Origin of the sequence: Isoptericola chiayiensis (genome assembly GCF_013149805.1) — a bacterium.
Taxonomy (GTDB): Bacteria; Actinomycetota; Actinomycetes; order Actinomycetales; family Cellulomonadaceae; genus Isoptericola; species Isoptericola chiayiensis.
The window spans coordinates 41,850-67,321 of the sequence record NZ_JABEZT010000012.1; the positions used below are offsets into that span (position 1 = coordinate 41,850).

The window sequence follows — 25,472 nt, forward strand, 5'->3', positions numbered from 1 at the left end:
CGCTCGCCACAGGGTCTCCACGCCACCCGCGTCCGGCGCACGCCACCGCTCCGTCCGACGGCGGCACGATGGGGACGATGGCACTCACGACCGCTCTTCCCCCGGCCGCCCCGACCCGCACCGCCGGCGTGGTGCTGGTGCACGGCATGCGCCAGGACGCCACCGCCTGGGGGGCCCAGGTCGAGCACCTGCGCTCCGCGGGCCACGGCGTGGCCCCGGTCGACCTGCCCGGTCACGGCACCCGGCTGGACGAGCGGTTCGCCCTCGACCGCGCCTGGGACCTCATCGACGAGGCGGCGGCGGGCTTCGGCCCCGGCACCCCGCTGCTGCTGGTCGGGCAGTCCCTCGGCGGGTACGTCTCGCTGGGGTGGGCGGCGCGCCACGCCCGCTCCGGCACCGACGGTCCCCGGCTGGCGGGCGTCGTGGCGTCGGGGTGCAGCACGGAACCGCGCGGCAAGCCGGTGGCGCTGTACCGCGACGTCGCCGATGCCGTCGTGCGGGCCGGCGCCGCCGTCCGACGGCGGGTGGCGCCCGGCGCCGGAGGCTTCGGCAAGGGATCCGCGACCGAGGCGCGGCGACCGGGCTGGGACCTGGTGACCGACGCGCTCGGGGAGCTCGCCGGCCGGTCCGCGCTGGCCGACCTCGCCTCGGTGCGGTCCCCGGTGTGGTTCGTCAACGGCGCACGGTGCCACCTGCGCTGGCAGGAGCAGCGGTTCCTGCGCGGGGCCCGGCGCGGGGCTCTCGTCGTCGTGCCGCGGGTGGGCCACGATGTCCATCTCGAGGCGCCCGACGTGTACAACCGGGTGCTCACCCGCGCGCTGGCAGACTTCACGTCGCGATGAGCCCGTCGACGCCGTCGGGCGCGGGACTAGTGGGAGACTGAGGCCATGACCGACTCCACCCCCGTCGAGCAGACCGCCTCCGAGCGCGGGAGCAACCGTTCCCAGCGCCCCCGGTCGGAAGCCTTCAAGCAGTTCATCACCTCGCAGTGGGGCCCCCGTCCCGACCTCGGCGTCACGCCGGGACGCGCGGTGCCCTTCACGGCGCAACGGCGCGCCCGGCTGTCCGAGCGGTTCGCCGGCACCCGGCTCGTGCTGCCCGCCGGGCCCCTCAAGCAGCGGTCCAACGACACCGACTACCGGTTCCGGCCGCACTCCGCGTTCGCGCACCTGACCGGGTTCGGCACCGACCAGGAGCCCGACGCGGTGCTCGTGCTGCACCCCACCGCCGAGGGCGAGGGTGACGACGGGTCGCACCACCACGCCGTGCTCTACGTGCGTCCCCTCGCGCCGCGGGACACCGAGGAGTTCTACGCCGACGCCCGCTACGGCGAGTTCTGGGTGGGCGCCCGGCCCACGCTCGACGACGTCACCACCGCCACCGGCATCGAGGCGCGGCACGTGGACGAGCTGCGCGAGGCCCTGGCCAAGGACGTCGGCACCGACGGCGTCCAGGTCCTCGTGATCGCGGAGGCCGACGACGAGATCACCGCCGTCATCGAGGCGATCCGTACCGAGGCCGGCACCGAGGAGTCCGCGTCCGACGACGCGCTGGCCGAGGCGGCCTCCGAGCTGCGCCTGGTCAAGGACGAGCTCGAGATCGAGCTCATGCGCCAGGCCGTGGACCGCACGGTCGACGGGTTCGCGGAGGTCGTCCGCGCCCTGCCGCGCGCCGTCGCCCACCGCCGGGGCGAGCGCGTCATCGAGACCACGTTCGACGCCCACGCCCGGCTCGAGGGCAACACGGTCGGCTACGAGACCATCGCCGCCGCCGGCGAGCACGCCACCACCCTGCACTGGATCACCAACGACGGCGTGGTCCGCTCCGGAGAGATGGTGCTGCTGGACGCCGGTGTCGAGATCGACGAGCTGTACACCGCCGACGTCACCCGCACCCTGCCGGTCGACGGCGAGTACACCGAGGTGCAGCGCCGCGTCTACACCGCCGTGCTCGACGCCGCCGACGCCGCCTTCGCCGTCGCGAAGCCCGGGGCGAAGTTCCGCGACGTGCACGCCGCCGCCATGGAGGTCATCGCCGCCCGGCTCGAGGAGTGGGGCCTGCTGCCGGTGTCCGCCGAGGAGTCGCTGTCCGACGAGGGCCAGCAGCACCGCCGCTGGATGGTGCACGGCACCTCGCACCACCTGGGCATGGACGTGCACGACTGCGCCCAGGCCCGCCGCGAGATGTACCTCGACGGCGTGCTCGAGCCGGGCATGGTGTTCACCATCGAGCCGGGCCTGTACTTCAAGGCCGACGACCTGGCCGTGCCGGAGGAGTACCGCGGCATCGGCGTGCGCATCGAGGACGACGTGCTCGTCACCGCCGACGGCAACGAGAACCTCTCGGCGGCGCTCCCCCGGCGGCCCGAGGACGTCGAGGCCTGGATGGCCCGCCTGCGCGGCTGAGCCGCCCGCCGGGTTCGGCACTGCTCCGTTCGGCACTGTGGCCCCGGTGCGGCAGGTCAACCTGCCGCACCGGGGCCACAGTGCCGCACCGACGATCAACGGTCGGCCGGCGGCAGGAACCGCAGCACCCGTGCTTCCCGGCGCACCGCAGCCGGGAACCGCGCGAGCACCCGGGACTCGACCGACCGTGGGGCGTCGCCGGCCATGACCCGCACCGGCCGCACCCCGACGTCAGCGAGGTCGTCCGCACGTCGTTTCTCCCGCAGCAGCTCCTGGACCGGATCGTGCCCGGGCCGCACACCGTCAGCGGTGTACTTGACCCTGCCGTCGAACTCGACGTAGACCTCGTGCTCCGGCCAACCGACATCGCACCGGTAGACCCGACCCGCGACGGACACCGGGGCCTGCGTCCGCGGCCTGGGCAGTCCCACCCGCAGAGCGACGTACCGGACCCAGGTCTCCCACGGCGAGTCCGCCCCGCCGTCGGCGTGCTCGAGCACCCACCGTGCCCGCCGTCGTCCGTTGACCGCACCGCGTCGTGCGAGGAGGTCGAGCGCTTCGTCGAGATCCAGCTCCGGCCACAGGCGCCGCGCGGAGTCCGCGATCACGAGAGCGTCGAGCGGAGGCAACCACAGCGCACAGTCCACCAGGGTGCGCAGCCGGCCCGTCACCGGCAACCCCTCGACCTCGGCGGTCTCCTCGGCAGGCACGGCACCGGCGTGCCGGACCAGGTCGGAGGCCGCCCGGCTCGACGGACGGTAGGCCTGGTTCACGTGGGTCCGCTCGGGCGGCCGCCAGAGGGCGCACCCCCACAGCAGCGCCGCCGTCGGACCGCTGAAGGTGTGGTCGGCGCGGAGCTGGAGGTGCACGGCACGGGCGATCAGGGCACGACGGCGGCGTGCTGCCCGGTGCGGCGACCCGGCGTCGTCCCCACCCTCGACGTACGCGCCGGGGCGGATCCTCTCGATCTCGCGGCGCACGACGGCGCGGGCGAGCGCGGACGGATGGTGCTCGCGGGCCAGGATGAGGTCGTCGGGTCCGTGCATGCGCCCGACCCTGTCCCCGACGGACTGCCGGGGGAAGGCCGCGGCCCCGGATCTGTGGAGGACGGGTCCGGCGAGCCGGGCTGTGGAGGAGTCTGACCGTGCGCTCGGTTCGGCACTGTGGCCCCGGTGCGGCAGGTTGACCTGCCGCACCGGGGCCACAGTGCCGAACCGACGATCAGCGCTCCGCCGAACCGGCGATCAGCGCTCCGGCGGCGGCGCGTAGGGGTCGTCCGGGTCGCCGCCCGACGGCGGACGGCTCCCGGCGGGCGGTGCGGGCGGGGTCGTGGGCGTCGAGCTGCTCGACGGCGGACGGCTCCCGGCGGGCGGTGCGGGCGGGGTCGTGGGCGTCGAGCTGCTCGACGGCGGACGGCTCCCGGCGGGCGGGGTCGGCGGGGCCGTGGGCGTCGAGCTGCTCGACGGCGGCTGCTCGGTCCGCGCCGGCGGGTTCGGCGGCTGCGGCTCGCCGGAGCCGGCTCCGGTCGGCGGGGGCGCCCCACCCTCCCCGCCGGCCACCGCGGTGGTCGAGGACCCACCGCCCTGGCCCTCGCCCGGGCGCATCGCGCCGTAGCGGGGCGCGCCGTCCGCCGTCGTCCAGCGCGGGTCGGGTGCTGCCGGCGCGGCGGGCGCGGGACGCTCCGGCTCGCGACGCTTGCCGAGGCCGCTCGGTGAGCTCGCCAGCATCGAGCGCGCCTCGCCGGCGTGCTCGGTGGCGCACAGCAGCGCGTACGACGCCGCGACGATCTGGGACTGCGAGGTGAAGTCCCGGCGTCCCCCCGTGAAGGAGTAGGACAGCACCGAGAACATCAGGCCGAACCCGGCACCGAGGGCGAGCGCCACCAGGAGCACGCTGGCGTCCCCGCCGGCGAAGAACATCAGCAGGAGGCCGACGAAGAACCCGAACCATGCCCCGGACAGGGCGCCGGCCAGCGCGACGCGGCCGTAGGTGAGGCGGCCGGTGACCCGCTCGACCATCCGCAGGTCGGTCCCGACGATCGTCACGTGCTGGACGGGGAACTTCTCGTCGGACAGGTAGTCCACGGCCTTCTGCGCCTCGAGATACGAGTCGTACGCGGCGACCTCGTCGCCCTGCGGAAGGGTCGGGACGCGGGGTACCGGTGCGGGGCGGCTCATGCTCATTCGCCCAGTATTTCGCACCTCGCGGCTCGGGGCCACATCCGCGCACCTAGGATCGAGGCATGAGCAGCACCGATCTCGAGTCCCGGGTCCGCGACGCGCTGGCCGAGGTGATCGACCCCGAGATCCGGCGGCCGCTGACGGAGCTCGACATGATCCGCTCGGTCGAGGTCGCCGGAGCGTCGGACGACGACGGCGCGCACGTCACGGTCGGGGTGGACCTGACCGTCGCGGGCTGCCCCATGAAGTCGACGCTGGTCCGTGACGTCACCGCGGCCACGGAGGCGGTGGACGGTGTGGCCCGTGCGTCGGTGGACCTGGGGGTCATGACGGCCGAGCAGCGCCAGCAGCTGCGCTCGAAGCTGCGCGGCGGCAGCGGGGACCCCGTGATCCCGTTCGCGCAGCCGGGGTCGCTGACCAAGGTGTACGCGATCGCCTCCGGCAAGGGCGGGGTCGGCAAGTCGAGCGTGACGGCCAACCTGGCGGCCGCGATGGCCGCCGACGGGCTCAGCGTGGGCGTGCTCGACGCGGACATCTACGGGTTCTCCGTGCCGCGGATGCTGGGTGTAGACCGTCAGCCCACCCGCGTGGACTCGATGCTGCTGCCGCCGATCGCTCACGGCGTGAAGGTGGTCTCGATCGGCATGTTCGTGCCCGAGGGCCAGCCGGTGGTCTGGCGGGGTCCGATGCTGCACCGCGCCCTGGAGCAGTTCCTCGCGGACGTGTTCTGGGGCGACCTGGACGTGCTGCTGCTGGACCTGCCGCCGGGCACGGGCGACATCGCGATCTCCGTGGCCCAGCTCCTGCCGAGCAGCGAGATCCTCGTGGTCACGACGCCGCAGGTGGCCGCCGCGGAGGTGGCCGAGCGTGCCGGGTCCGTGGCGACGCAGACCTCGCAGGGCGTGGTCGGGGTCGTCGAGAACATGTCGTGGCTGGAGCAGCAGGACGGCTCCCGGCTCGAGCTGTTCGGCTCCGGCGGCGGGCAGGCGGTGGCCGACCGGCTGGCGGGCACGCTCGGCACCGAGGTGCCGCTGCTCGGCCAGGTCCCGCTCGACGTCGCGGTCCGCGAGGGCGGCGACGGCGGCACGCCGGTGGTGCTGACGGCCCCGGAGTCCCCCGGTGCCCGGGTGCTGCAGGGGGTGGCGCGCTCGTTGGCAGGGCGTCGTCGCGGCCTGGCGGGGCGCCGTCTGGACGTCACTCCCGCCTGACGGACGTCGGACCGGGACCGCGCACAGGTCGTCCATACTGGGGGCCATGACGTCTCCCGCATGGCTCGAGTCCTGGTCCGCCGACGACGGCGCAGCACGCGTCCGCACGCTGTTCGCCGAGGCCTTCGGTGCCGACGGCGACCCGGACGGTGTCTGGTCCGCCCCGGGACGGGTCAACCTCATCGGCGAGCACACCGACTACAACGCCGGGCTGGCGCTGCCGACGGCCCTGCCGCACCGCACGTACGTGGCGCTGCGCTCCCGCGGTGACGACGTCGTGCGCCTCGTCTCGGCACAGGCACCCGGCAAGGTCTGGGAGACCCGACTGGCCGACGTCGCGCCGGGCGTCACCACCAGCTGGGGCGCCTACGTCGCCGGAGTCGCATGGGCCCTGCGCGAGGCGGGCCACGAGGTCGCCGGGTTCGACGCCGTCGTCGACTCGTGCGTGCCGTTCGGTGCCGGCCTGTCGTCGTCGGCGGCGCTCGAGTGCGCGGTCGCCGTCGCCCTGGACGCCGTGCACGGCCTCGGGCTGGCGGCCGACGACGCCGGGCGCGCCGCGCTGTCCGCGGCCTGCGTGCGGGCGGAGAACGAGATCGCGGGCGCCCCGACGGGCGGCATGGACCAGGCGGCCTCCCTGCGCTGCACCGCGGGCCATGCCCTGCTGCTCGACTGCCGCCCCGGCCTGTCGGCGCTGGAGTCGGCGCACGCCGTGCCGTTCGAGCTGGCGGGTGCGGGCCTGACGCTGCTGGTGGTCGACACCCGCGCCGAGCACGCCCTGGTGGACGGCCAGTACGCGCAGCGGCGTGCGTCGTGCGAGCGTGCGGCCGCGCTGCTCGGGGTGCCCTCCCTGCGGGAGATCGACCCGGAGGGGCTGGACGAGATGCTCGCACGGCTCCAGGACGCCGACGACGCCGTGGTGCTGCAGCGCCGGGTGCGGCACGTCGTCACCGAGATCGCGCGGACCGAGGAGTTCGCGACGCTCGTGCGCGACGGCCGGGTCGACGAGGTCGGCCCGCTGATGAACGCCTCCCACGCCTCCCTGCGCGACGATTACGAGGTGTCCTGCCGCGAGCTGGACCTCGTGGTGGGCTCCGCGCTCGACGCCGGGGCGCTGGGCGCCCGGATGACCGGCGGCGGGTTCGGCGGGTCGGCCATCGCGCTGGTCCGTGCCGACGACGTCGACGCGGTGGTCGCGGCCGTCGACGAGGCGTTCGCGACCGCGGGGCTCACGGCTCCCGGCTTCCTGCTGGCTCCGCCGTCGGACCCGGCGCGCTGAACGCCTCGGTCCGGCGGCGTCAGTCGGCGGGCTGCCGGGCGCCGTCGCGCAGCTGGACCAGGGCGTCCTCGAAGAAGGCCCGCACCTCGCTCCAGCGCACGGTGGCGTTGGCCAGGTGCTCCTCGAGACGGTCGATCTCCGCGTGCTGGGCGTCCTGGCGGCGGTGCTCGGCGATCTCGCGGCGCACCTGGTCCAGCTCCGCCTGCGCGGCGGTGACGATGCGTTCGAGCTCGCGCTCCAGCGCGAGCACGTCCTCCGGACGCTCGGCGGGCGTCCGTCCGGGCCCGCCGGCGGTCGGGACCTGCTCGGTGCCGCTCACAGCAGCACCGTGATCCCGATCAGCAGCGCCGGGATGCCGACGAACACGCCGAGCACCCAGCCCGCGGCCCAGAGCTTGTTCGTCGCGGCGACGTCGCCGAGCCAGGTGGCACCGCGCAGCGGGAGCTGGCGCAGCAGCGGCAGGCCGAAGACGACCAGGGCGGCGAAGACGTTGAAGAGCAGGTGCACGAACGCCGCCTGCAGCGCCAGGGTGGCCTCGGCGCCGGAGAAGGCGAACGCGGCGATCAGGGCGGTGACGGTGGTGCCGATGTTGGCGCCCACGGTGAACGGGTAGATCTGCTTGAGGGAGAACGTGCCCGAGCCCGCCAGCGGGATCATCAGGCTCGTCGTCGTCGAGGAGGACTGCACCATCATGGTCACGGCCGCGCCGGAGGCGATGCCGCTGATCGGGCCGCGCCCCACCGAGGAGTGCAGCACCTGGGCCGCGCGACCCACGAGCAGCACCTTCAGCAGCCGGCCGAGCCAGTTGATGACCGCCAGGATCAGGCCGATGCCCAGCACGATCATGACGATGCCGTGCCACGGGTCCGGCAGGAACGACGTCGCACCCTCGAGCCCCGCGGCGAGCGGCTCGGTGACCGTGTCGACCACGCTGCCGATGCCGGAGAAGACGGTGGCGACGACGCCGCCGTCCGAGCCCGAGGTGGCCTGCGCCAGCCAGGACGAGGTCCGCTCGAGCAGCCCGAACATCATCTCCAGCGGCAGGAAGATCGCCACCGCGACCAGGTTGTAGAAGTCGTGCACGGTCGCGGCGGAGAACGCGCGGCGGAAGCTCTCCTTGTCCCGGGCCATGCCGAGGCTGACCAGGGTGTTCGTGAGCGTGGTGCCGATGTTCGCGCCCATGAGCATCGGGATCGCGATGTCGATCGGCAGCCCGCCGGCCACCAGGCCGACCGTGACCGACGTCGTCGTCGAGCTGGACTGCACGGCGGCGGTGAACAGCACGCCCACCATGAGGGCCACGAACGGGTTGGACGCGAACGCGAAGAGGGACTCGGCGGAGTCACCCGTGGCGGCCTTGAAGCCGGAGCCGATGAGCTCGACAGCGGTGATCAGGACGTACACCCCGACGGCGACGCCGAGCCAGTTCGCGGTCGCCAGCGGCCGCCCGCGCAGGCCCAGGCGCTCGAACGGGCTGACGAGACGACGCGTCTCGGCGGGGGCCGAGGTCTCGGCGGTCACGGACGCCTGGGGAAGGACGTCGGTCATGGAGTCTCCCGGGGGATGTCTGACCACCTCGCGGCGGCCACGGCACGTCATGGCACCACGAACACAACCAGTCACGGGTGACCAGTCGTCAGCCCCAAGGTGAACAGAAGATGAACAGGCTCCGTTCCGTGCATCACACGTTCACCTCACACCCCGGTCAGGGCGGCCGGAGCTGCCTACAGGTCGTAGGTCGCCACGACCGGGGCGTGGTCGCTCCAGCGTTCCGCGTACGACGGCGCCCGGTCGACCTCCACCTTGACCGCCCGGTCGGCGACCGCGGCGTTGGCGAGCTGGTAGTCGATGCGCCAGCCCTTGTCGTTGTCGAACGCCTGCCCCCGCCACGTCCACCACGTGTACGGGCCGGGTCCGTCTCCGCCGTGGGCCCGCCCCAGGTCGGTCCAGCCGGCGTCGAACCACCGGTCGAGGTAGGCGCGCTCGGCCGGCAGGAACCCCGAGCTCTTCAGGTTTCCCTTCCAGTTCGCGATGTCGACCTCACGGTGGGCGACGTTGACGTCTCCGGCGACGACGACGGGTCCCCCGGTGGCGAGCTCCGCCAGCCGGTCCGTCACCCGGTCCAGGTGGGCGTACTTGGCGCTCAGGGTGTGCTCCTGGCCGGGCTTGGCCGAACCGGAGTGCAGGTAGGCCGAGACCACGGTGAGCGTCCCGCCGTCGGGCAGCTCGAGGTCCGCCTCCAGCCAGCGTCCGCTGTCCACGTCGGCCTCGGGTCCGCCGTCCGACGTCGGCAGCCCGGCCCGCACGGCGGACAGCGGGAGCCGGGAGACGACGGCGACACCCGCGCGGCCCTTGAGCGCGCTCGGCTGGTGCGCCACGTGCCACCCGGCGAAGTGGTCGCGCACCAGGTCGTCGGGCGCGCGGACCTCCTGCAGCAGCAGGACGTCGGGGCTGCGGTGGGCGATCCAGTCGTCGATGCCGCGGCGGACGGCGGCACGGATCCCGTTGGTGTTGGCGGTGGCGAGGGTCAGCACGCGGGTCATCAGACCACGGACCGCCGACATCCGTCAGCGGCGCAGGTCACGCCGATAGCCTGGCGCGATGGTGGTCGACGTCTGGTGGTCCGTGCTGTGGACGGCGATGTGGTGCCTCCTGTGGGCCGGCTGGCTCGCCTGGTCCATGCGCCGCGACCCGCGACGCCTGCGCAACGGGTTCCTGGCGATCGCCGTCGTGTACAGCACCGGGCTGCTGACGAACGGTCTGCTGCGCCTGCTGCCGGACGGCGCGACGATCGCCGACTGGGTACGGCTCGCGCTGCTGCTGGTGCTCGGCGCCGGCCTGCTCGTCCTGCCGCTGCTCCTGGTGGCCAACGGGGTCACGATGGTCCGGCGTGAGCGACGCACCCCCGCGAACCTCCTGTCCCTGGCGGCGGGACTCTTCCTGCTCGTGCTGCCCGTGCTCGGCTGGCTGCTCGCCCGCGACGGGTCGGCGTACGGCACCGCGGTCGCCGTGGCGCTCTTCCTCGTGACCGGCTGGCTGGGGTTCGTGTTCCTCGGGTTCGTCGCCCAGGCGCTGCTGTACCGGCGGGCGGCGCACCGGGTGGAGGCGACCGCCGTCGTCGTGCTGGGAGCCCGGGTGATCGGCGGCCGGGTGCCGCCGCTCCTGGCCGCACGGCTGCGCACCGCGGTGGTGGAGGCGCGGCGGCTCGGGACGGACGAGCGACCCGTCCCGATCGTCCCCTCGGGCGGCCAGGGTCCCGACGAGACGCAGCCCGAGGGCGTCGCCATGGGTGCCTGGCTGCGCGCGGAGGGTGTGCCCGCGGACCTGGTCCTCGTCGAGGACAGGGCCCGGACCACCCGGGAGAACCTGCTCCTGTCGGTGGACCTGCTGCAGGCCCACGGGATCGACGGCCCCTACCTGGTCGCGACCAACGACTACCACGCGCCCCGTGCGGCTCTCGAGGCGATGGACCTGGGGCTGGACGTGCACGCCGTCGGCGGCCAGACGGCCCGCTACTACCGTCCGAGCGCGTTCCTGCGCGAGTTCGCCGCCGTCCTGCAGCGGCGCCGCGGGGTGCACGCGGTCGCCGGGGTGGGCATCGTCGCGTTCTCGGTCCTGGTGCTGCTGGCGGGTCTCGCCGCGGCCTGAGCCGGGCGAGCCACGGCGAGGCCCGACTCACCCGCCGTCGTACGCCGCCTCCAGCGCCGCCACGTCGATCTTGCCCATCTGTAGCATCGCCTGCATCGCGCGCCGGTTCGCCGGGGTCGTGTAGTCCCCGCACAGCTCCTCGAGCCGGCGGGGGATCACCTGCCAGCTCACCCCGAACCGGTCCTTGCACCAGCCGCAGGGCCCCTCGGAACCGCCGTCGGCGGTGAACAGGTCCCAGTAGTGGTCCACCTCGCGCTGGTCGTCGCACAGCAGGTAGAAGCTGAAGGCCTCGTCCAGGCGGAGGCTGGGGCCGGCGTTGAGCATCACGACGGGCATGCCGCAGACCGTCGCCTCGATGATGAACGGCCTGCCGGCCTCGGCGCCCGGCACGCCGTCGGGGGCGACGAGCGTGCTGTCGACGTGGGAGTCGGGGACGTGCTCGGCGTAGAACGCGGCGGCCTCGTGCGCGTCGTTGTCGGCGAACCACAGGTGCGGCCGGACGGTGACCATCGTCGTCTCCTCGGGTCGGCGGTGCGGGGTCACCAGGAACGACGGCGCAGGGCGGGTGAACTCATCGGTTCGGATCGCGCCGGGCGCCCGACCCGCGCGATGCTCGTCCCGGCGGGCGGGCATCGTCCGCCGTGACGAGAGGACTCGAGCATGACGCGCAGCTCCACCGTCCGGGCCTCGGCCGTGGGCGCAGCACTGGTGGTCGCCACCCTGACGGCGTGCGGGGACTCCCCCGAGGAGAACGCCGCCGACGCGTGCTCCGCCTGGGGCGGCTACACCACGGCGCTGGGTGACCTGGCTGCCACTCTGGTCTCCTCCCCCACCGTCGGCGAGGTGCAGGACGCCCGGGACGAGGTCGCCGACGCCTACGGCGACCTGGAGTCGTCGCTGGAGGACGTCGCCGCGGACCGCACGGACGCGATCGACGACGCGTGGGACGAGCTCGACGACGCGATCGACGACATCGATGACGACGACACGCTCAACGAGGCGGTGTCGTCGGTGGCCGCCCAGGCCGAGGCCGTGCAGGCCGCGGGCGACGACGTCACGGCAGAGCTCGGCTGCTCCTGACGTCCCGCCCCTCGACGCATCGAGCGTGCCGGGTTCTTCCTCATCGCTGCTGCGATGAGGAAGAACCCGGCACGCTCGTCGTGGCCGCGGGGCGAGCCGGGACCCGTCAGGCGACCGCGCGCTCCGCGGCCTCGACGGCGCTGCGGAAGAGCATCGCGATCGTGGTGGGACCGACGCCGCCGATCCGCGGCGTGATCGCGCCGGCGACCTCCTCGCAGGACTCGTCGACGTCCGGCAGCAGCTTGCGCCCCTCGTAGCGGACTCCCCCGCCGATCACCGTGACGCCCGGCGTGAGGTGCTCCGGCTGCAGGATGCCCGGGACACCCGCCGCGGCGATGACCACGTCGGCGCGCCGGGTGTACTCCGGCCAGTCCGGCACGCCCGTGTGCACCACGGTCACGGCGGCGTTCGCCGTCGGGCGCTTCTGCGAGAGCAGCAGCGCCAGCGGCCGGCCCAGCGTGGTGCCGCGCCCGAGGATGCACACCTCGCGACCGGCCACGGGGATCTCGTAGTGCGCCAGCAGCGTCTCGATGCCGGCCGGCGTCGCCGGGACGGGGCCCGGCATCCCCAGGGCGAGGCGGCCCATGTTCACCGGGTGCAGCGCGTCGACGTCCTTGTCGGGGTCGAGCGCCAGCAGCGCCGCGTCGAAGTCGATCTGCGGCGGCGTGGGGTGCTGGATGAGGACGGAGTCGACGTCGTCGGCGTCGTTCATCTCCCGCACCGCTGCCAGCACGTCCGCCTGGGAGGCGTCCTGCGGCAGGTGGATGTGCGGGGAGGTGAACCCCAGCTCGGTCGCCTTGTCCATCTTCATGCGGATGTAGCCGGCGCTCGCCGAGTCGTCCCCGACGAGGATGGTGCCGAGACCGGGCCGGTGGCCGGCGGCGACGAGCGCGTCGATGCGGGGCGCGATCTGGGCGAACACCGCCTCGGCGACCGGCTTGCCCGGCAGCATGCGCGCCGTCACTGCGACAGCCCGGGGTAGAGCGGGAAGTCCGCGGTGAGCGTCGCGACGCGGGCCCGGAGCGCCTCGGCGTCGGCAGAGGTGCCGTCGCGCAGCGCGGCCGCGATGATGTCGGCCACCTCGGTGAACTCGGCGTCGCCGAACCCGCGGGTCGCGAGCGCCGGGGTGCCGATCCGCAGGCCCGAGGTCACGCGCGGCGGCCGAGGGTCGAACGGCACGGCGTTGCGGTTGACGGTGATGCCGACCGAGTGCAGGAGGTCCTCGGCCTGCTGGCCGTCCATCGCGGAGTTCCGCAGGTCGACGAGAACGAGGTGGACGTCGGTGCCGCCGGTGAGCACGGACACGCCGGTCCCGGCGACGTCGGCCTGGCCGAGCCGCTCGGCGATGATGCGTGCACCACGGCGCGTGCGCTCCTGACGCTCCACGAACGCCTCGGTGCCGGCGATCTTGAACGCCACGGCCTTGCCCGCGATGACGTGCATGAGCGGACCGCCCTGCTGGCCGGGGAACACTGCGGAGTTGAGCTTCTTCGCGTGCTCGTCGGAGGACAGGATGAAGCCGGAGCGCGGCCCGCCGATGGTCTTGTGGACCGTCGAGGACACGACGTCGGCGTGCGGCACCGGGGACGGGTGCAGACCGGCGGCGACGAGGCCGGCAAAGTGCGCCATGTCCACCCAGAGCTTGGCGCCGACCTCGTCGGCGATCTCGCGGAAGGCCGCGAAGTCCAGCTCGCGGGGATACGCGGACCAGCCGGCGATGATGACGTCGGGGCGGTGCTCCAGGGCGCGCTTGCGCACCTCGTCCATCTCGATGCGGTAGCTCTGCGGGTCGACGCCGTAGCCGGCGACGTCGTAGAGTCGGCCCGAGAAGTTGATCTTCATGCCGTGCGTCAGGTGACCGCCGTGGGCCAGCTCGAGCCCCATGATCTTGTCACCGGGCCGGATGAGGGCGTGCAGGACGGCGGCGTTCGCCTGCGCACCGGAGTGCGGCTGGACGTTGGCGTACTCGGCCCCGAACAGCGCCTTGGCCCGGTCGATCGCCAGGTTCTCGGCGATGTCGACCTGCTCGCAGCCGCCGTAGTAGCGCTTGCCGGGATAGCCCTCGGCGTACTTGTTCGTCAGCACCGAGCCCTGGGCCTGCAGCACGGCACGGGGGACGAAGTTCTCCGACGCGATCATCTCGAGGGTGTCGCGCTGCCGGGCCAGCTCGCCGTCGAGGACGGCGGCGATCTCCGGGTCGACCTCGGCGAGAGGGGCGTCGAACGTGGGGTCGGGAGTGCTCATGGGGGCGTCTCCTGCTGTGTCGGCGGTTCCACGGTTGTCGTTACCGACCGGGCCCAGGCGACCGACCCGTCGTCAGCACAGCATGTCGCTCCCCGGTGGTGATCCACCTGCACGCCAGTCACGACGTCCACGATCCTAGCAGCGTCGCCACGGCCGGGCTGCGGGGCGGCACGACGCCGACGGGGCGGGGAAGCACGCCGGCTCCCCCGCCCCGCCGCCCGGGTCAGCGCCAGGTGTCGTGGAGGCCCAGGGTCCCGTCCGGGCCGACCGTGGCGGTGCGGTTCGCGCCGCTCTCCCACACGACGTTCCCGGACGCGTCGACCTTCACATACTTGTACTCGAAGGACGTGCCGGCGGGCAGCTCCACCGTGCCGGTCCACGTCGGGTAGCTGCCGGCGTCGAGTGCGGGCGCGTCCTGCGGTGCCCACGAACCGAGCTCGGGCAGCGAGCCCACCACGTGCACGGTCTGGCCCCATGTGGTGGTGGCGTCCACCGAGACCTCGACGTCGCCGCCCTCGGGCTCCGGCTCCGGCTCGGGCTCGGGCTCGGAGCACGGGTCGCCGGCCGTGACCTCGCCGCCGGAGACGACGACGTCGGTGCCGGTCAGCGTGTAGTCCTGCCCCCCGTTGTTGTCCCAGGCGCCCGCCCCGTCGGTGAAGGCGGCGGTGATCGTGGCGCCGTCGGCCGCGATCTCCCGGGAGACCCAGCCGTCGCACGCCGGCGCCATCGGTTCGCCCGGGACGTCGGTCCAGGACCCGGTCCCCACGCGGTAGTGGATGCGGTGGGCCGACCAGCCGGCGTCGGTCGCGTAGTGGACCGTGGTGGTCTCGCCCGTGGGCGGCTCGGTCGGCTCGCCCGCCAGCAGTGCGAGGGCACCGTAGGCCGGCACCGTCGCGGAGAAGGTCCCGGAGGCCGAGACGTCGTGCGTGACCGAGCAGTCGTCGGCGGCGACCACGTCGCAGTAGGTGCCCGCGGGCAGCGACGTCGTGTAGGTGCGCGTCACCGAGGACCCGGTGTTGTTGAGGGTCACGTAGCCGACCGAGCCCCGCCCGTAGGCGACGTGGTTGTTCCCGTCGTCCCACCAGCTCGTCACCGGGGTGCCCTCGACGGCGTTGTGGAAGCCCACCATGCCGCGGATCTCGGTCGCGGCGTGCGTGCAGGTCCACGCGGCCGAGCCGCAGTCGGCGTCGGGCACGGAGGTCTGCGTGGCGCCGGGGGCTCCGGCGTCCTTGTCGGAGTAGGCGTAGCCGGAGTAGACCGTCGGCGACCCGTACGGCCAGGACAGCATGAAGGTGTTCGCCAGGAGGTACTTGGCGCCCCACTGCGCGGTCATCGTCTCGCCGTTGCGCTCGGTGTCGTGGTTGTCGACGAACACTCCGGCGCGATCGGTCGGCAGCTTGCCGTCGCCGATGGAGCGCAGTCCCGCGATGCTGCCGTCGAAGCGGCTCTTGAGCTCGCGCGCGTAGTCGAACTCGTGGGAGTCGCCGCTGCCGAGGTACTCCGAGGGCGTGATCGGCTCACCGGCGGCTCCGATGACCTCGTGGATCCAGAACACGTCCTGGTCCGAGAGCCGGACGCGGATCGCCTCCAGGTCGGCCGCGGGCATGTGCTTGGCGGCGTCGATGCGGAAGCCGGCGACGCCGAGGTCGATGAGATCGTTCAGGTAGGCCGCGAGGGTGTCGCGCACGTGGGCCGACCCTGTCCGCAGGTCCTGCAGCGACAGCAGCCGGCAGTGCTGCACCTGGTAGCGGTCCCCGTAGTCGGTGATGTTGCTGCGGCAGTCGTTGAAGTCGGACCCCGAGTAGATGCCGGGGAACGAGTCGACGCCGAACGAGCTGCCGGCGACGCCGGTCCCCGCCCCCTGGTCGGCACCGGTGGTGTGGTTGATCACGGCGTCCGCGACGATCCCGACGCCGGCGTTCGCGCAGGTGTCGACCATCTGCGCGAACTCGGAGCGGGTGCCGAGCTTGGACTCGATGCGGTAGCTGACGGGCTGGTACGAGGTCCACCACTCTGCGCCGCGGACGTGCTCCTGCGGCGGGGAGACCTGGACGTAGCCGTAGCCCGCGGGGCCGAGCGTCGAGGTGCACTCGTCCGCGATCGCGTCCCAGGTCCACTGGAACATCTGCACGATCACGCCGCCGCGCCCGTTCGGCGAGTCGACGACGGGGTCGGGGGTCGGTACGGCAGCGGTGGCCGGCGTCGCGGCCAGCAGTCCGCCGGCGGCGAGGAGGAGGGTGACCAGTGCGGCCAACGGTCGGCGGCGCGCGCGGCGCGGCGGGAGGTGTCGTTCTGCGAGCGGCATTGCTCTGCTCCTTCGTCGGGGTCGGCGAGGACCCGTTCGTCGCCCGGCGGCGTTGCCGGGACGGTGCTGCGGCCGGTGGGCCGCATCCAGGGGGCACCGGGGTCAGTGCGTCAGCAACGTTACTGCAACTTTGCAGCACGCGTACAGAGGAGGGTGCCACGACGACGGAGCCCCCGCACCGTGCGGTGCGGGGGCTCCTTGCTCGCTGCGGTCCTGCCCGGTGGTGTCGATCCGGGGCTGAGGCGGACTCAGGGCACCGCCGTCGTCGCGACCGGCCACCCGTCGTCCCAGCCGAGCCGCTGGATCGCCAGGCGGTGGGCGCCCGAATTGTCGCCGTCGTAGAAGTGGTAGCCGAGGTAGCCGTCCGAGACGGACTGCCCGCCGGGGCCGATCATCGCGTCCCGCGACCCGAGCACGAGCGTGCCGCCGCCGTCGGCCATGTCGACGCCCTCGGCGTCCACGAACGGGCCGGAGACGTCCCGGGAGCGCCCCACGTGGATCGAGTACGTCGAGCTCGCGCCCGAGCAGCACTTCCCCCACGAGGCGAACAGGTAGTACCAGCCGTCGCGCTCGACGACGTAGGGGGCCTCGATCTGGTTCACCCCGTCACCGCGGGAGGCCACCTGGACGGGTTCGGCCCCGTCGGCGGGCATCCCCGAGGGCCACTCGAGGGGCAGCACGTGGATGCCGTCCCAGAAGGACCCGAAGAACAGCCACGGCGACCCGTCGGTGTCCGTGATCACGCCGGGGTCGATCGCGTTGTACGGGTCCCCAGACTGCGAGCGCCAGACCGCCCCCTCATGGGTCCAGCCGTAGTCGGGATCGTCCGGGTCCAGCGTGGACCCCGTGGCCAGCCCGATGGCCGAGGTGTTGGACCCGAAGGTGGACGCCGAGTAGTACAGGTACCAGGTGCCGTCGTGCTCGACGAGCTCGGGCGCCCAGTAGTGCTCGACGCCCTCGATGGAGTCGCGCACCCACTGCGGGTCCTCGTCGGACGACCAAGCCGTCCCCACCGCCTCCCACGTGGTCCCGCCGTCGTCGGACCGGTGCACCAGCGGCGCCCCGCGGGACTTGCCCGGCGCACCGGTGGAGTAGACGAACCAGGGCTCGCCCTCGTCGCCGACGACGAGCGCCGGGTCGTGGGTGGCCAGGTCGCCGTCGAGCGCCAGGGGCTCGGGCTCGGTCGACGCCTCCCAGGGCCGCAGCACGGCGAGCGCGACGCCGGCGACGATCGCCACGACGGCGAGGACCCCGACGACGGCGCGCCGGCGGCTCACGCGGCGGGTCCGAGCCGGACGATGCTCCACGAGACCGGCGGCAGCACGGCATCGAGCCGGCCGTCGGTGATCTGCGCGGTGGCGTTGGCCCGGGGCGCGACCGAGCTGTCGTCGTCGGCGGTGGCCGTCCAGGTGTGGTCGGGGTTGGACAGCGTGAGCGCCTCGACGACCCGTAGCCCGTCGAACCCGCGCAGGTCGACGTCGAGCGTGACCTCGTCGGTCACCGACCGGTTGGTGGCCAGGACCACGACCTCGCCGGTCCCGGCGTCGTGGGTGGCGACGGCGTCGAGCACGTCGACCTCGCCGAACCGGGCGGTATCCGTCGTCGGGGAGTCGATCGCGAGCCGGAGCACCTCGCCCGCGGCGTGGCGGGAGGTGAGCGCGAACGGGTGGAAGATGGTCTGCTTCCAGCTGCGCCCGCCCGGCTCGGTCATGATCGGCGCGATGACGTTGACGAGCTGGGCCTGCGAGGCGGCGTGCACCCGGTCGGTGTGGCGCAGCAGGCTGATGAGCAGGTTGCCCACCACGACGGCGTCGGCCACGTTGTACCGGTCCTCGAGCAGCACCGGCGCGACCGGCCAGTCGTCGCCCGACGGCGGCCGGGACTCGGCGCGCTTCTGGTACCAGACGTTCCACTCGTCGAAGGAGAGGTGGATGCGCTTGGTGTGCTTGCCGGCCGCGCGGACGGCGTCGGCCGTGGCCGCGACCGAGTCGACGAAGTGGTCCATGTCGACCGCGGAGGCGAGGAACGAGGCGAGGTCGCCGTCGGACTCCCAGTAGTAGGCGTGGGCGGAGACGTGGTCGACGTGCTCGTAGGCCTCGGTGAGCACGGTGTGCTCCCAGGCGCCGAAGGTCGGCATCCCGGAGTTGGACGAGCCGCAGACGACCAGCTCGAGGTCGGGGTCGATCATCCGCATCGCACGCGCGGTCTCCGTGGCGAGCCGGCCGTACTCGGCGGCGGTCTTCGCGCCGATCTGCCACGGCCCGTCCATCTCGTTGCCGAGGCACCACATCTTGACGCGGTACGGCTCCTCGGCACCGTTCGCCCGGCGCGCGTCGCTCCAGGCGGTGCCGCCGGGGACGTTGCAGTACTCGAGCAGGTCGAGCGCCTCCTGCACGCCGCGCGTCCCGAGGTTCACGGCCATCATGGGCTCGACGCCCGTCCGCTCGGCCCAGCGCATGAACTCGTCGACGCCGACGAGGTTCGGCTCGGTCGAGTGCCAAGCCAGGTCGAGGCGGCGCGGCCGCTCCGCGACGGGGCCGACGCCGTCCTCCCAGCGGTAGCCGGACAGGAAGTTGCCGCCCGGGTAGCGGACGGTGGACACCCCGAGCTCGCGGACGAGCTCGATCACGTCGCCGCGGAACCCGTCGGCGTCGGCCGTGGGGTGCTCAGGGTCGTGGATACCGGTGTAGACGGAACGGCCGAGGTGCTCGACGAACGAGCCGAACGTGCGACGGCGCACGGGTCCGACGACGAACGCCGGGTCCACGGTGACGGATGCGGACAGCATGATTCCTCCCCCGCGATGGGGTCGACGATGGGACCGGTGGGCACCGTGCGGTGCCCACCGGGGTGTGGGGACGGGTCGGCTACTTGATCGACCCGAGGGAGAGCCCGCCCTGCCAGTACTTCTGCAGGCCGAGGAAGGCCGCGATCAGCGGGATGATCGACACCAGCGCACCGGTGACGATGAGGTTCCAGACCTGTTCACCGCCGGCGCCGGCGTTGGACAGGGCCTGCCACTGGTTCAGGCCGACCGTGACGGGCAGCAGGTCGGTGTCGCGCAGCACGGCCAGCGGCAGGAAGAAGTTGTTCCAGCTGAAGACGGTGGTCAGCAGCAGCACCGTGACCATGGCGGGCCGCAGCAGCGGCAAGGAGACCCGGAAGAAGAGCCGCAGCTCACCGGCGCCGTCGACGCGGCCGGCGTCGAGCATCTCGTCCGGGATCGCGTCCTGCGAGTACACGCGGATGAGGTACACGCCGATCGGGCTGAGCAGCGAGGGCAGGATGACCGCCCACATGGTGTTGATCAGGCCGATGTCGCTCAGGAGCACGAACGTCGGGATGGTCAGCGCGGTCAGCGGCACCATCACCGAACCGAGCAGCACCGTGAAGTAGGCGCCACGCCCCCGGAACCGGTACTTGGCCAGGCCGTAGCCGGCGAAGATCGCCAGCACCGTCGCGCCCACCCCGCCCGCGAAGGCGTAGATGAACGAGTTGCGCAGCCAGATCCAGTAGATGCCGCCCTGGTGCTCGAACAGCCCGCGGACGTTCTCGACCAGGTTGAAGTTGTCGTTGAACCACAGCGCTCCGCCCGACCCGACGAACAGGCCGCTGTTCGACTTCGTCGACCCCACGATGAGGAACCACAGCGGGATGACGAAGTACAGCGCCATGATCAGCAGGAACGCGTGCGACCCGATCCGCCGGCTGTGCTTGCTGCTGGAGCCGGCCCGCCGCGTGCGGCGCTGCGGGGCCTTGCTGGTCTCGAGGTCGGTAGTCATCACTTCAGTCCGCTCTGCTTGCGGGTCAGGTACAGGAAGATGTACGACCCGATGAACACGAAGATGCCGAGGGCGAACGCGATCGTGGACGCGTAGTTGAACTGGCTGTAGGAGAAGGCCAGGGAGTACGCGTACATGTTCGGCGTGTAGTCCGGCGGGATCGCGCCCTGCGCGACCGAGCGCAGCACCGTGGGCTCGGTGAAGAACTGCAGCGTGCCGATCAGCGAGAAGATCACGACCATCACCATCGACGAGGACACCATCGGCACCTTGATGCGCAGGGCGATCTGGGCACCGCCCGCACCGTCGATGCGAGCCGCCTCGTAGACCGAGGGGTCGATCGTCCGCAGGGCCGCGTAGATGATGATCATGTAGTAGCCGACCCACTGCCACGTCACGATGTTCACCAGCGAGGTGAAGATCATCGACGAGCTGAGGAAGTCCGGCGCCGTCAGCCCGAAGAGGCCGAAGATGTCCTGGGCGGGCCCGAAGCGCGGGCTGTACAGGAAGCCCCACATGAGCGCCCCGATGACGGCCGGCACGGCGTACGGCACGAAGATCAGGAGCCGCGAGGCCTTGCTCAGCCGGGTGGCGAGCGTGTCCAGCACGAGCGCGCACAGCAGCGCCAGCCCGATCTGGATGGGGACCATCACGGCCACGAACTTCGCGACGCGGAGCAGACCCTCGAGGAACACGGGGTCGGTGAAGGCCCGGACGTAGTTGTCGACCCCGACGAAGACCGACTCGCCACCGGTGGCGAGCCCCTTGTTGTGCAGACTCATCCAGAACGCGTAGGCGAGCGGGACGATGAGGAACAGCACGAACACGACCGTGAACGGTGCGGTGAAGATCCAGCCCCACCACTGCCGCTTGCTGTCGATGGTGCTGGTCGAGCTGCTCCGCCGAGACCTGGTGGAACGCTGGCCCGAGGCCGCGGATCCGGCAGCCCGGTCGACTGCCGTCGACGACGTTGTCATGGTTTCTCCCTGCGCGATCCTGCGTGGAAGGAGGGTCGCCGGCCCCGCTGCCGGGGCCGGCGACCGTTCCATCAGTTGACGGTGAAGCCCTGCTGCTGGGCGTAGGACACGAGGGCGTCCTGGATGGTCTGCAGCGTGCTCGCGGCGTCACCACCGGACTCGACCATGTCGTACAGCGCCTGCGTCTGCTGGTCGTACGCGTAGACCTGGAACGGGCTGAACGAGAAGCCCTCGTAGCCGTTCGCGGCCTCGAGGAAGACGTCCTGGTTGATCTGCTGACCGCCGAAGAACGGGTACTCCTTCTCGACGAAGAAGTCGGACTCGAGGGCCTCGTTCCACTGCGGGAACAGCGCGGCCTCGTCGATGCCGATCTCCCAGGACTCCATCGACCGGAACAGCTCGCTGGCGACGGTGTACGCCGCCTCCTTGTCCTCGGCCTGCTGGGTGACGGCGAAGGTGGAGCCGCCCCAGTTCACCTGCACCGGGTTCGCCGGGTCCCACTGCGGCAGCGGGGCGGCCTTCCACTCGGCCTCGGAGTCGGCGTCCGAGAGACCCTGGAGGTAGCCGGGGCCCCACGCGGCGGCGAGGTAGACGGCGTAGGTGCCGTCGACGAGGCTCGTGTTGTAGTCCGAGGTGAACGCGTCGTCGGTGGCGACGAGGTCGGCCTCGATGAGCTCGTTCCAGTAGGACAGGACCTCCTCGGCCTCCGGCGTCGCCACGTCGATCCCGATCTCGGTCGGGTTCGCCGGGTCGTACTCGAAGGGCTCCCAGCCGTTCTGGGCGAAGAGCGCGTAGTTCAGCGCGTTGCCGTTGGTCGGGTAGTTGGTGATGTACCCCTCGTACCCGGCATCACGCAGGTCCTGGGCGGCCTGGGCGAACTCGTCCCACGAGGTGGGCGGCTCGACGCCGTACTCCTCGAAGATGTCAGCGCGGTACAGCATGCCCATCGGACCGCCGTCGACCGGGACGGCGTGGACCGCCTCGCCGCTGGAGACGTCCGACCACGAACCGGTGGTGAACTCGCTCTCCAGCTCGCCGGCGCCGAACTCGGACAGGTCGGCCAGCGAGTCGAGGATCGTGTAGGTCGGCAGGATCTCGGACTCGAGCATGATGACGTCCGGTGCGCCGCTGCCGGCCTCGATGGCGGTCGAGAACTTGTTGTACTCGTCGGCGCCCTGGCCGGCGTTGGTCCAGCAGATCTGGACGTCGTCGTGGGTCTCGTTGAACAGGTCGACGACCGGCTCGAACGCGGGGTACCAGGCCCACACCGAGACCTCGGTCGCGTCGGGCTTGGGGATCGTGTTGGTGCAGCTGGCCTCGCCGCCCCCGGCGGTGGCGCCGCCGTCGGTCGTACCGGCGTCGGTCTCGCCCGAACCCCCCGACGAGCAGGCCGCCAGCACTGCTCCGAGCGTCAGCGATGCCGCAACGGCTGCTGCTCCACGGCGCTGTGAGATGCGCATTCCACTTCCTCCTTGATGTGCGCGGGGGCCGTCGTGGCCTCCAGCGGGGCCGCCGACAGTGGCGGCCTCCTTCTCCAACGTTGTAATCAGAGTAGAACCATGTTTACACCGTTGTATACGGACGGCGCAAGCCCTCCCGGTGGCCGTGATCACATCGTCACCTCACGGCGCCCGGGCGACCGTTAGTGCACGGTGCGTCCCAGCAGGCACGACTCCCTGGCGACGATCTCGAAGTCGGCCACCACGCGCCGCGGAGGGACCTGCGACCCCGCGATGCGCTCCAGCAACAGGTCGACGGCTGTGGTCGCGATCTGCTCACGACCCGGGTCGATGGTGCTCAGCAACGGCTCGGAGTAACGGGCGTCGTCGACGTCGTCGAAGCCCATCACAGCCACGTCGTGCGGCACGGCCACACCCCGGGTGTGCAGCACGTGCAGCGCCCCGAGCGCGAGCGCGTCGTTCATCCCGAAGACACCGTCGAGCTCGACCCCGGCGTCGAGCAACCGGGTCATGGCCTCCGCACCGGTCGAGCGGTGCCAAAGCCCGGCGTCGCCCACGAGGTCAGGGTCGAACGGCAGGCCGGCCTCGGCCAGCGCCTTGCGGTAGCCGTCGAACCGCAGCCGGGCGGAGCCCATCGTCTCGCCGGGGTGGGCTCCTATCGTCGCGATCCGACGGCAGCCGCGCTCGACCAGGTGCAGCGTCGCCGCCCGGGCCGCCTCGACGTTCGCCATCGTGACGTGGTCCACGGGGCCGAACATGCGCTCACCCAGCAGGACCATCGGGTAGTCGACCTCGAGACGTTCGGTCTCCTCGGGCTCGAGGGCCAGCGGAGAGAAGAGCAGGCCGTCGGTGAGCCGGCGGTGCGAGGAGTCGAGCGCCTGCAGCTCCCGGTCCCGCTGCGCGCCGGTCTGCTCGATCAGCACCACGACACCGCGGGCCTCGGCGGCCCGCATCACCGAGTCCGCCAGCTCGGCGAAGTACGGCAGCGAGAGCTCCGGGAGCGCGAGGCCGATCATCCCCGTCCGGCCCTGGCGCAGGTTGCGCGCGGTCGTGTTCAGCCGGTACCCGAGCTCGGCGATCGCCTCCTCGACGCGCCGGCGGGTCTCCGGGCGCACGTGGGGGTACTGGTTGACCACGTTCGAGACGGTCTTGATCGAGACGCCCGCCCTGTGCGCCACGTCGTGCATGGTCACAGCCATGTGACTCTCCTCCTGGTCGACGCGCCATAGCGTAGGCCACCACGTCGGGGCTGGTGCGCCGCCGGTGGACTGTGATTCACTCTACATCGTTGTAACCAATGGCGGCACGCATCCGCTCCGTTCGCAGAGGAACACCGAGACCCATGGCAGACGCCCGCATCACCCTCCACCCCGACTTCCGCCGCGGCACCGTCGACCGGCGCCTGTTCGGCTCATTCGTCGAGCACCTCGGCCGCGCGGTGTACACCGGCATCTACGAGCCCGAGCACCCGCAGGCGGACGAGCACGGCTTCCGCCGCGACGTCGCGGACCTCATCGGCGAGCTCGGCGTCCCGATGGTCCGCTACCCCGGCGGCAACTTCGTGTCCAACTACGTCTGGGAGGACGCCGTCGGCCCCGTCGAGGAGCGCAAGCCCTTCCTGGACCTGGCCTGGCGCACCGTCGAGCCCAACCTCGTCGGCACCGACGAGTTCCTGCAGTGGGCCGAGCGCGAGGGCATCGAGCCGATGATGGCCGTCAACCTCGGCACCCGCGGCGTCGCCGAGGCGGCCGCGCTGCTCGAGTACTGCAACGGTGAGGCCGGGACGCGCTGGGCCGACCTGCGCATCGCCAACGGCCGCGCCGAGCCCTACGGCGTCAAGCTCTGGTGCCTCGGCAACGAGATGGACGGCCCCTGGCAGATCGGCCACAAGGACGCCCACGAGTACGGCAAGCTCGCCGCCGAGGCCGGCAAGGCCATGAAGCTCGTCGACCCCTCGATCGAGCTGGTCGTGTGCGGGTCGTCGTCCATGCAGATGCCGACCTTCGGCGAGTGGGAGCGCACCGTCCTGTCGTACACCTACGACCTGGTCGACCACGTCTCCATGCACGCCTACTACGAGGAGCACGACGGCGACCGCGGTTCGTTCCTCGCCTCCGGGACCGCCATGGACCGGTTCATCGACCGCGTGGTCGCCTCCGCCGACGCCGTCGGCGCCGAACGGCGGTCGGACAAGAAGATCACGATCAGCTTCGACGAGTGGAACGTCTGGTACCTCGAGACCCGGTTCCCCGGAGAGTCCAACCTGCCGATCCAGCGAGACGCCCCGCGCATCATCGAGGACGTCTACTCCGGTCTCGACGCCGTCGTCGTCGGCGACCTGCTGGTCACGCTGCTCAACCACGCCGACCGCGTGCCGGTGGCCGCGCTCGCCCAGCTCGTCAACGTCATCGCGCCGATCATGACCGAGCCCGGCGGCGAGGCCTGGCGCCAACCCACCTTCCACCCGTTCGCGACCACGTCCCGCCTCGCCCGGGGCACCGCGCTCGACGTCCGCGTCGACGCGCCGACGTACACGACGTCGCGGCACGGCGACGCCCCGACGGTGACCGCCGCAGCGACGGTGGCCGACGACGGCTCGCTCGGCCTCTTCCTCACCAACCGCACCGACCGGACCGTCGAGGTCGACCTCGCGCACGTCGGCGCGGCGCTGACGCTGACCGAAGGACACCGGATGGTCGCCGACCACGAGCCGGCCGAGCACGGTCCCGAGCACGCCGCGAAGGTGGCCCAGGCCTGCTGGTCGACGCTCGACGTCGACGACGCCGTCATCGGCTCCGTGGCCGGGACGACGACGCTGCGCCTCGCCCCGGAGTCGTGGACGGCGTTCGCCGGGACGTTCGCCCGGTCCTGACGCGACCGGGAGCACGAGATCGACCCTCCCGGTCC

General features: G+C 72.3%; 22 protein-coding genes and 1 riboswitch. Of the genes, 7 read left to right on the plus strand and 15 right to left on the minus strand.

Annotated features, from left to right (window positions below):
• The first annotated feature begins 77 nt into the window (after window positions 1-77).
• Window positions 78-842: an alpha/beta fold hydrolase gene (locus HDG68_RS16140; protein ID WP_172153675.1), complete on the plus strand. Its 765-nt coding sequence runs from the start codon at window positions 78-80 to the stop codon at window positions 840-842.
• Window positions 843-887: 45 nt separating this feature from the next.
• Window positions 888-2,405, plus strand: a complete 1,518-nt coding sequence (locus tag HDG68_RS16145) for an aminopeptidase P family protein (protein ID WP_172153676.1) — start codon at window positions 888-890, stop codon at window positions 2,403-2,405.
• A gap of 95 nt (window positions 2,406-2,500) precedes the next feature.
• On the opposite strand, the gene HDG68_RS16150 is transcribed toward HDG68_RS16145, so the two are convergent.
• Together HDG68_RS16150 and HDG68_RS16155 are read right to left on the minus strand one after the other, a co-directional pair.
• Window positions 2,501-3,451, minus strand: a complete 951-nt coding sequence (locus HDG68_RS16150; RefSeq protein ID WP_172153677.1) for a hypothetical protein — start codon at window positions 3,449-3,451, stop codon at window positions 2,501-2,503.
• 198 nt (window positions 3,452-3,649) lie between these two features.
• On the minus strand, window positions 3,650-4,588 hold the full coding sequence (locus HDG68_RS16155; protein WP_172153678.1) for a YflT domain-containing protein: 939 nt from the start codon (window positions 4,586-4,588) through the stop codon (window positions 3,650-3,652).
• Window positions 4,589-4,647: 59 nt separating this feature from the next.
• Between HDG68_RS16155 and HDG68_RS16160 the strand changes: the two genes are divergently transcribed.
• Entirely contained in the window at window positions 4,648-5,793 is a 1,146-nt protein-coding gene (locus HDG68_RS16160) for a P-loop NTPase (protein WP_172153679.1), read from the plus strand.
• 46 nt (window positions 5,794-5,839) lie between these two features.
• Window positions 5,840-7,069 carry a galactokinase gene (galK, locus tag HDG68_RS16165; RefSeq protein WP_172153680.1) on the plus strand — a complete coding sequence of 410 codons (1,230 nt, stop codon included), beginning with the start codon at window positions 5,840-5,842 and terminating at the stop codon, window positions 7,067-7,069.
• 19 nt (window positions 7,070-7,088) lie between these two features.
• Here the strand turns inward: galK and HDG68_RS16170 are convergent, their stop codons facing one another.
• The 3 genes from HDG68_RS16170 to HDG68_RS16180 all read right to left on the minus strand — a co-directional run bounded on the left by HDG68_RS16170 (window position 7,089) and on the right by HDG68_RS16180 (window position 9,612).
• Window positions 7,089-7,388 (minus strand): hypothetical protein, encoded by a 300-nt coding sequence (locus HDG68_RS16170; RefSeq protein WP_343037628.1) that lies wholly within the window; start codon window positions 7,386-7,388, stop codon window positions 7,089-7,091.
• Complete coding sequence (locus HDG68_RS16175; protein WP_172153681.1) at window positions 7,385-8,617, minus strand: Na/Pi symporter; 1,233 nt, start codon at window positions 8,615-8,617, stop codon at window positions 7,385-7,387. The genes HDG68_RS16170 and HDG68_RS16175 overlap by 4 nt, the downstream gene beginning before the upstream one ends.
• Before the next feature lie 176 nt (window positions 8,618-8,793).
• A complete protein-coding gene (locus HDG68_RS16180; protein ID WP_216648556.1) occupies window positions 8,794-9,612 on the minus strand; it encodes an exodeoxyribonuclease III in 819 nt (272 codons plus the stop codon).
• Between the two features lie 58 nt (window positions 9,613-9,670).
• Between HDG68_RS16180 and HDG68_RS16185 the strand changes: the two genes are divergently transcribed.
• Entirely contained in the window at window positions 9,671-10,717 is a 1,047-nt protein-coding gene (locus HDG68_RS16185; protein WP_172153682.1) for a YdcF family protein, read from the plus strand.
• A gap of 27 nt (window positions 10,718-10,744) precedes the next feature.
• On the opposite strand, the gene HDG68_RS16190 is transcribed toward HDG68_RS16185, so the two are convergent.
• Window positions 10,745-11,227: a VOC family protein gene (locus tag HDG68_RS16190; protein WP_172153683.1), complete on the minus strand. Its 483-nt coding sequence runs from the start codon at window positions 11,225-11,227 to the stop codon at window positions 10,745-10,747.
• A 150-nt stretch (window positions 11,228-11,377) separates the two neighbouring features.
• Between HDG68_RS16190 and HDG68_RS16195 the strand changes: the two genes are divergently transcribed.
• The gene (locus HDG68_RS16195) at window positions 11,378-11,797 is read left to right on the plus strand and encodes a hypothetical protein (protein WP_172153684.1); all 420 of its coding nucleotides are present in this window, start codon (window positions 11,378-11,380) and stop codon (window positions 11,795-11,797) included.
• Window positions 11,798-11,903: 106 nt separating this feature from the next.
• Here HDG68_RS16195 and HDG68_RS16200 read toward each other — a convergent pair whose 3' ends face one another.
• The 9 genes from HDG68_RS16200 to HDG68_RS16240 all read right to left on the minus strand — a co-directional run bounded on the left by HDG68_RS16200 (window position 11,904) and on the right by HDG68_RS16240 (window position 23,764).
• Window positions 11,904-12,761, minus strand: coding sequence for a bifunctional 5,10-methylenetetrahydrofolate dehydrogenase/5,10-methenyltetrahydrofolate cyclohydrolase (locus tag HDG68_RS16200; protein ID WP_343037629.1), 858 nt, complete (start codon window positions 12,759-12,761; stop codon window positions 11,904-11,906).
• Window positions 12,758-14,041 carry a serine hydroxymethyltransferase gene (gene glyA / locus HDG68_RS16205; RefSeq protein WP_172153685.1) on the minus strand — a complete coding sequence of 428 codons (1,284 nt, stop codon included), beginning with the start codon at window positions 14,039-14,041 and terminating at the stop codon, window positions 12,758-12,760. The genes HDG68_RS16200 and glyA overlap by 4 nt, the downstream gene beginning before the upstream one ends.
• A 44-nt stretch (window positions 14,042-14,085) precedes the next feature.
• Window positions 14,086-14,173, minus strand: a riboswitch (ZMP/ZTP riboswitch).
• Window positions 14,174-14,264: 91 nt separating this feature from the next.
• Window positions 14,265-16,346 (minus strand): carbohydrate-binding module family 20 domain-containing protein, encoded by a 2,082-nt coding sequence (locus HDG68_RS16210; protein ID WP_172153686.1) that lies wholly within the window; start codon window positions 16,344-16,346, stop codon window positions 14,265-14,267.
• 248 nt (window positions 16,347-16,594) lie between these two features.
• Window positions 16,595-17,623, minus strand: coding sequence for a family 43 glycosylhydrolase (locus HDG68_RS16215; protein WP_172153687.1), 1,029 nt, complete (start codon window positions 17,621-17,623; stop codon window positions 16,595-16,597).
• The gene (arfA, locus tag HDG68_RS16220) at window positions 17,620-19,134 is read right to left on the minus strand and encodes an arabinosylfuranosidase ArfA (RefSeq protein ID WP_172153688.1); all 1,515 of its coding nucleotides are present in this window, start codon (window positions 19,132-19,134) and stop codon (window positions 17,620-17,622) included. The genes HDG68_RS16215 and arfA (HDG68_RS16220) overlap by 4 nt, the downstream gene beginning before the upstream one ends.
• Before the next feature lie 79 nt (window positions 19,135-19,213).
• Entirely contained in the window at window positions 19,214-20,128 is a 915-nt protein-coding gene (locus HDG68_RS16225) for a carbohydrate ABC transporter permease (protein ID WP_172153689.1), read from the minus strand.
• On the minus strand, window positions 20,128-21,105 hold the full coding sequence (locus HDG68_RS16230) for a carbohydrate ABC transporter permease (protein ID WP_172153690.1): 978 nt from the start codon (window positions 21,103-21,105) through the stop codon (window positions 20,128-20,130). The genes HDG68_RS16225 and HDG68_RS16230 overlap by 1 nt, the downstream gene beginning before the upstream one ends.
• A 71-nt stretch (window positions 21,106-21,176) precedes the next feature.
• Window positions 21,177-22,565, minus strand: coding sequence for an ABC transporter substrate-binding protein (locus HDG68_RS16235; RefSeq protein WP_172153691.1), 1,389 nt, complete (start codon window positions 22,563-22,565; stop codon window positions 21,177-21,179).
• A gap of 182 nt (window positions 22,566-22,747) precedes the next feature.
• Window positions 22,748-23,764, minus strand: a complete 1,017-nt coding sequence (locus HDG68_RS16240; RefSeq protein WP_172153692.1) for a LacI family DNA-binding transcriptional regulator — start codon at window positions 23,762-23,764, stop codon at window positions 22,748-22,750.
• Between the two features lie 143 nt (window positions 23,765-23,907).
• Here HDG68_RS16240 and arfA (HDG68_RS16245) point away from each other — a divergent pair, with 143 nt between their 5' ends.
• Window positions 23,908-25,437: an arabinosylfuranosidase ArfA gene (gene arfA / locus HDG68_RS16245; RefSeq protein ID WP_172153693.1), complete on the plus strand. Its 1,530-nt coding sequence runs from the start codon at window positions 23,908-23,910 to the stop codon at window positions 25,435-25,437.
• Window positions 25,438-25,472: the final 35 nt, after the last annotated feature.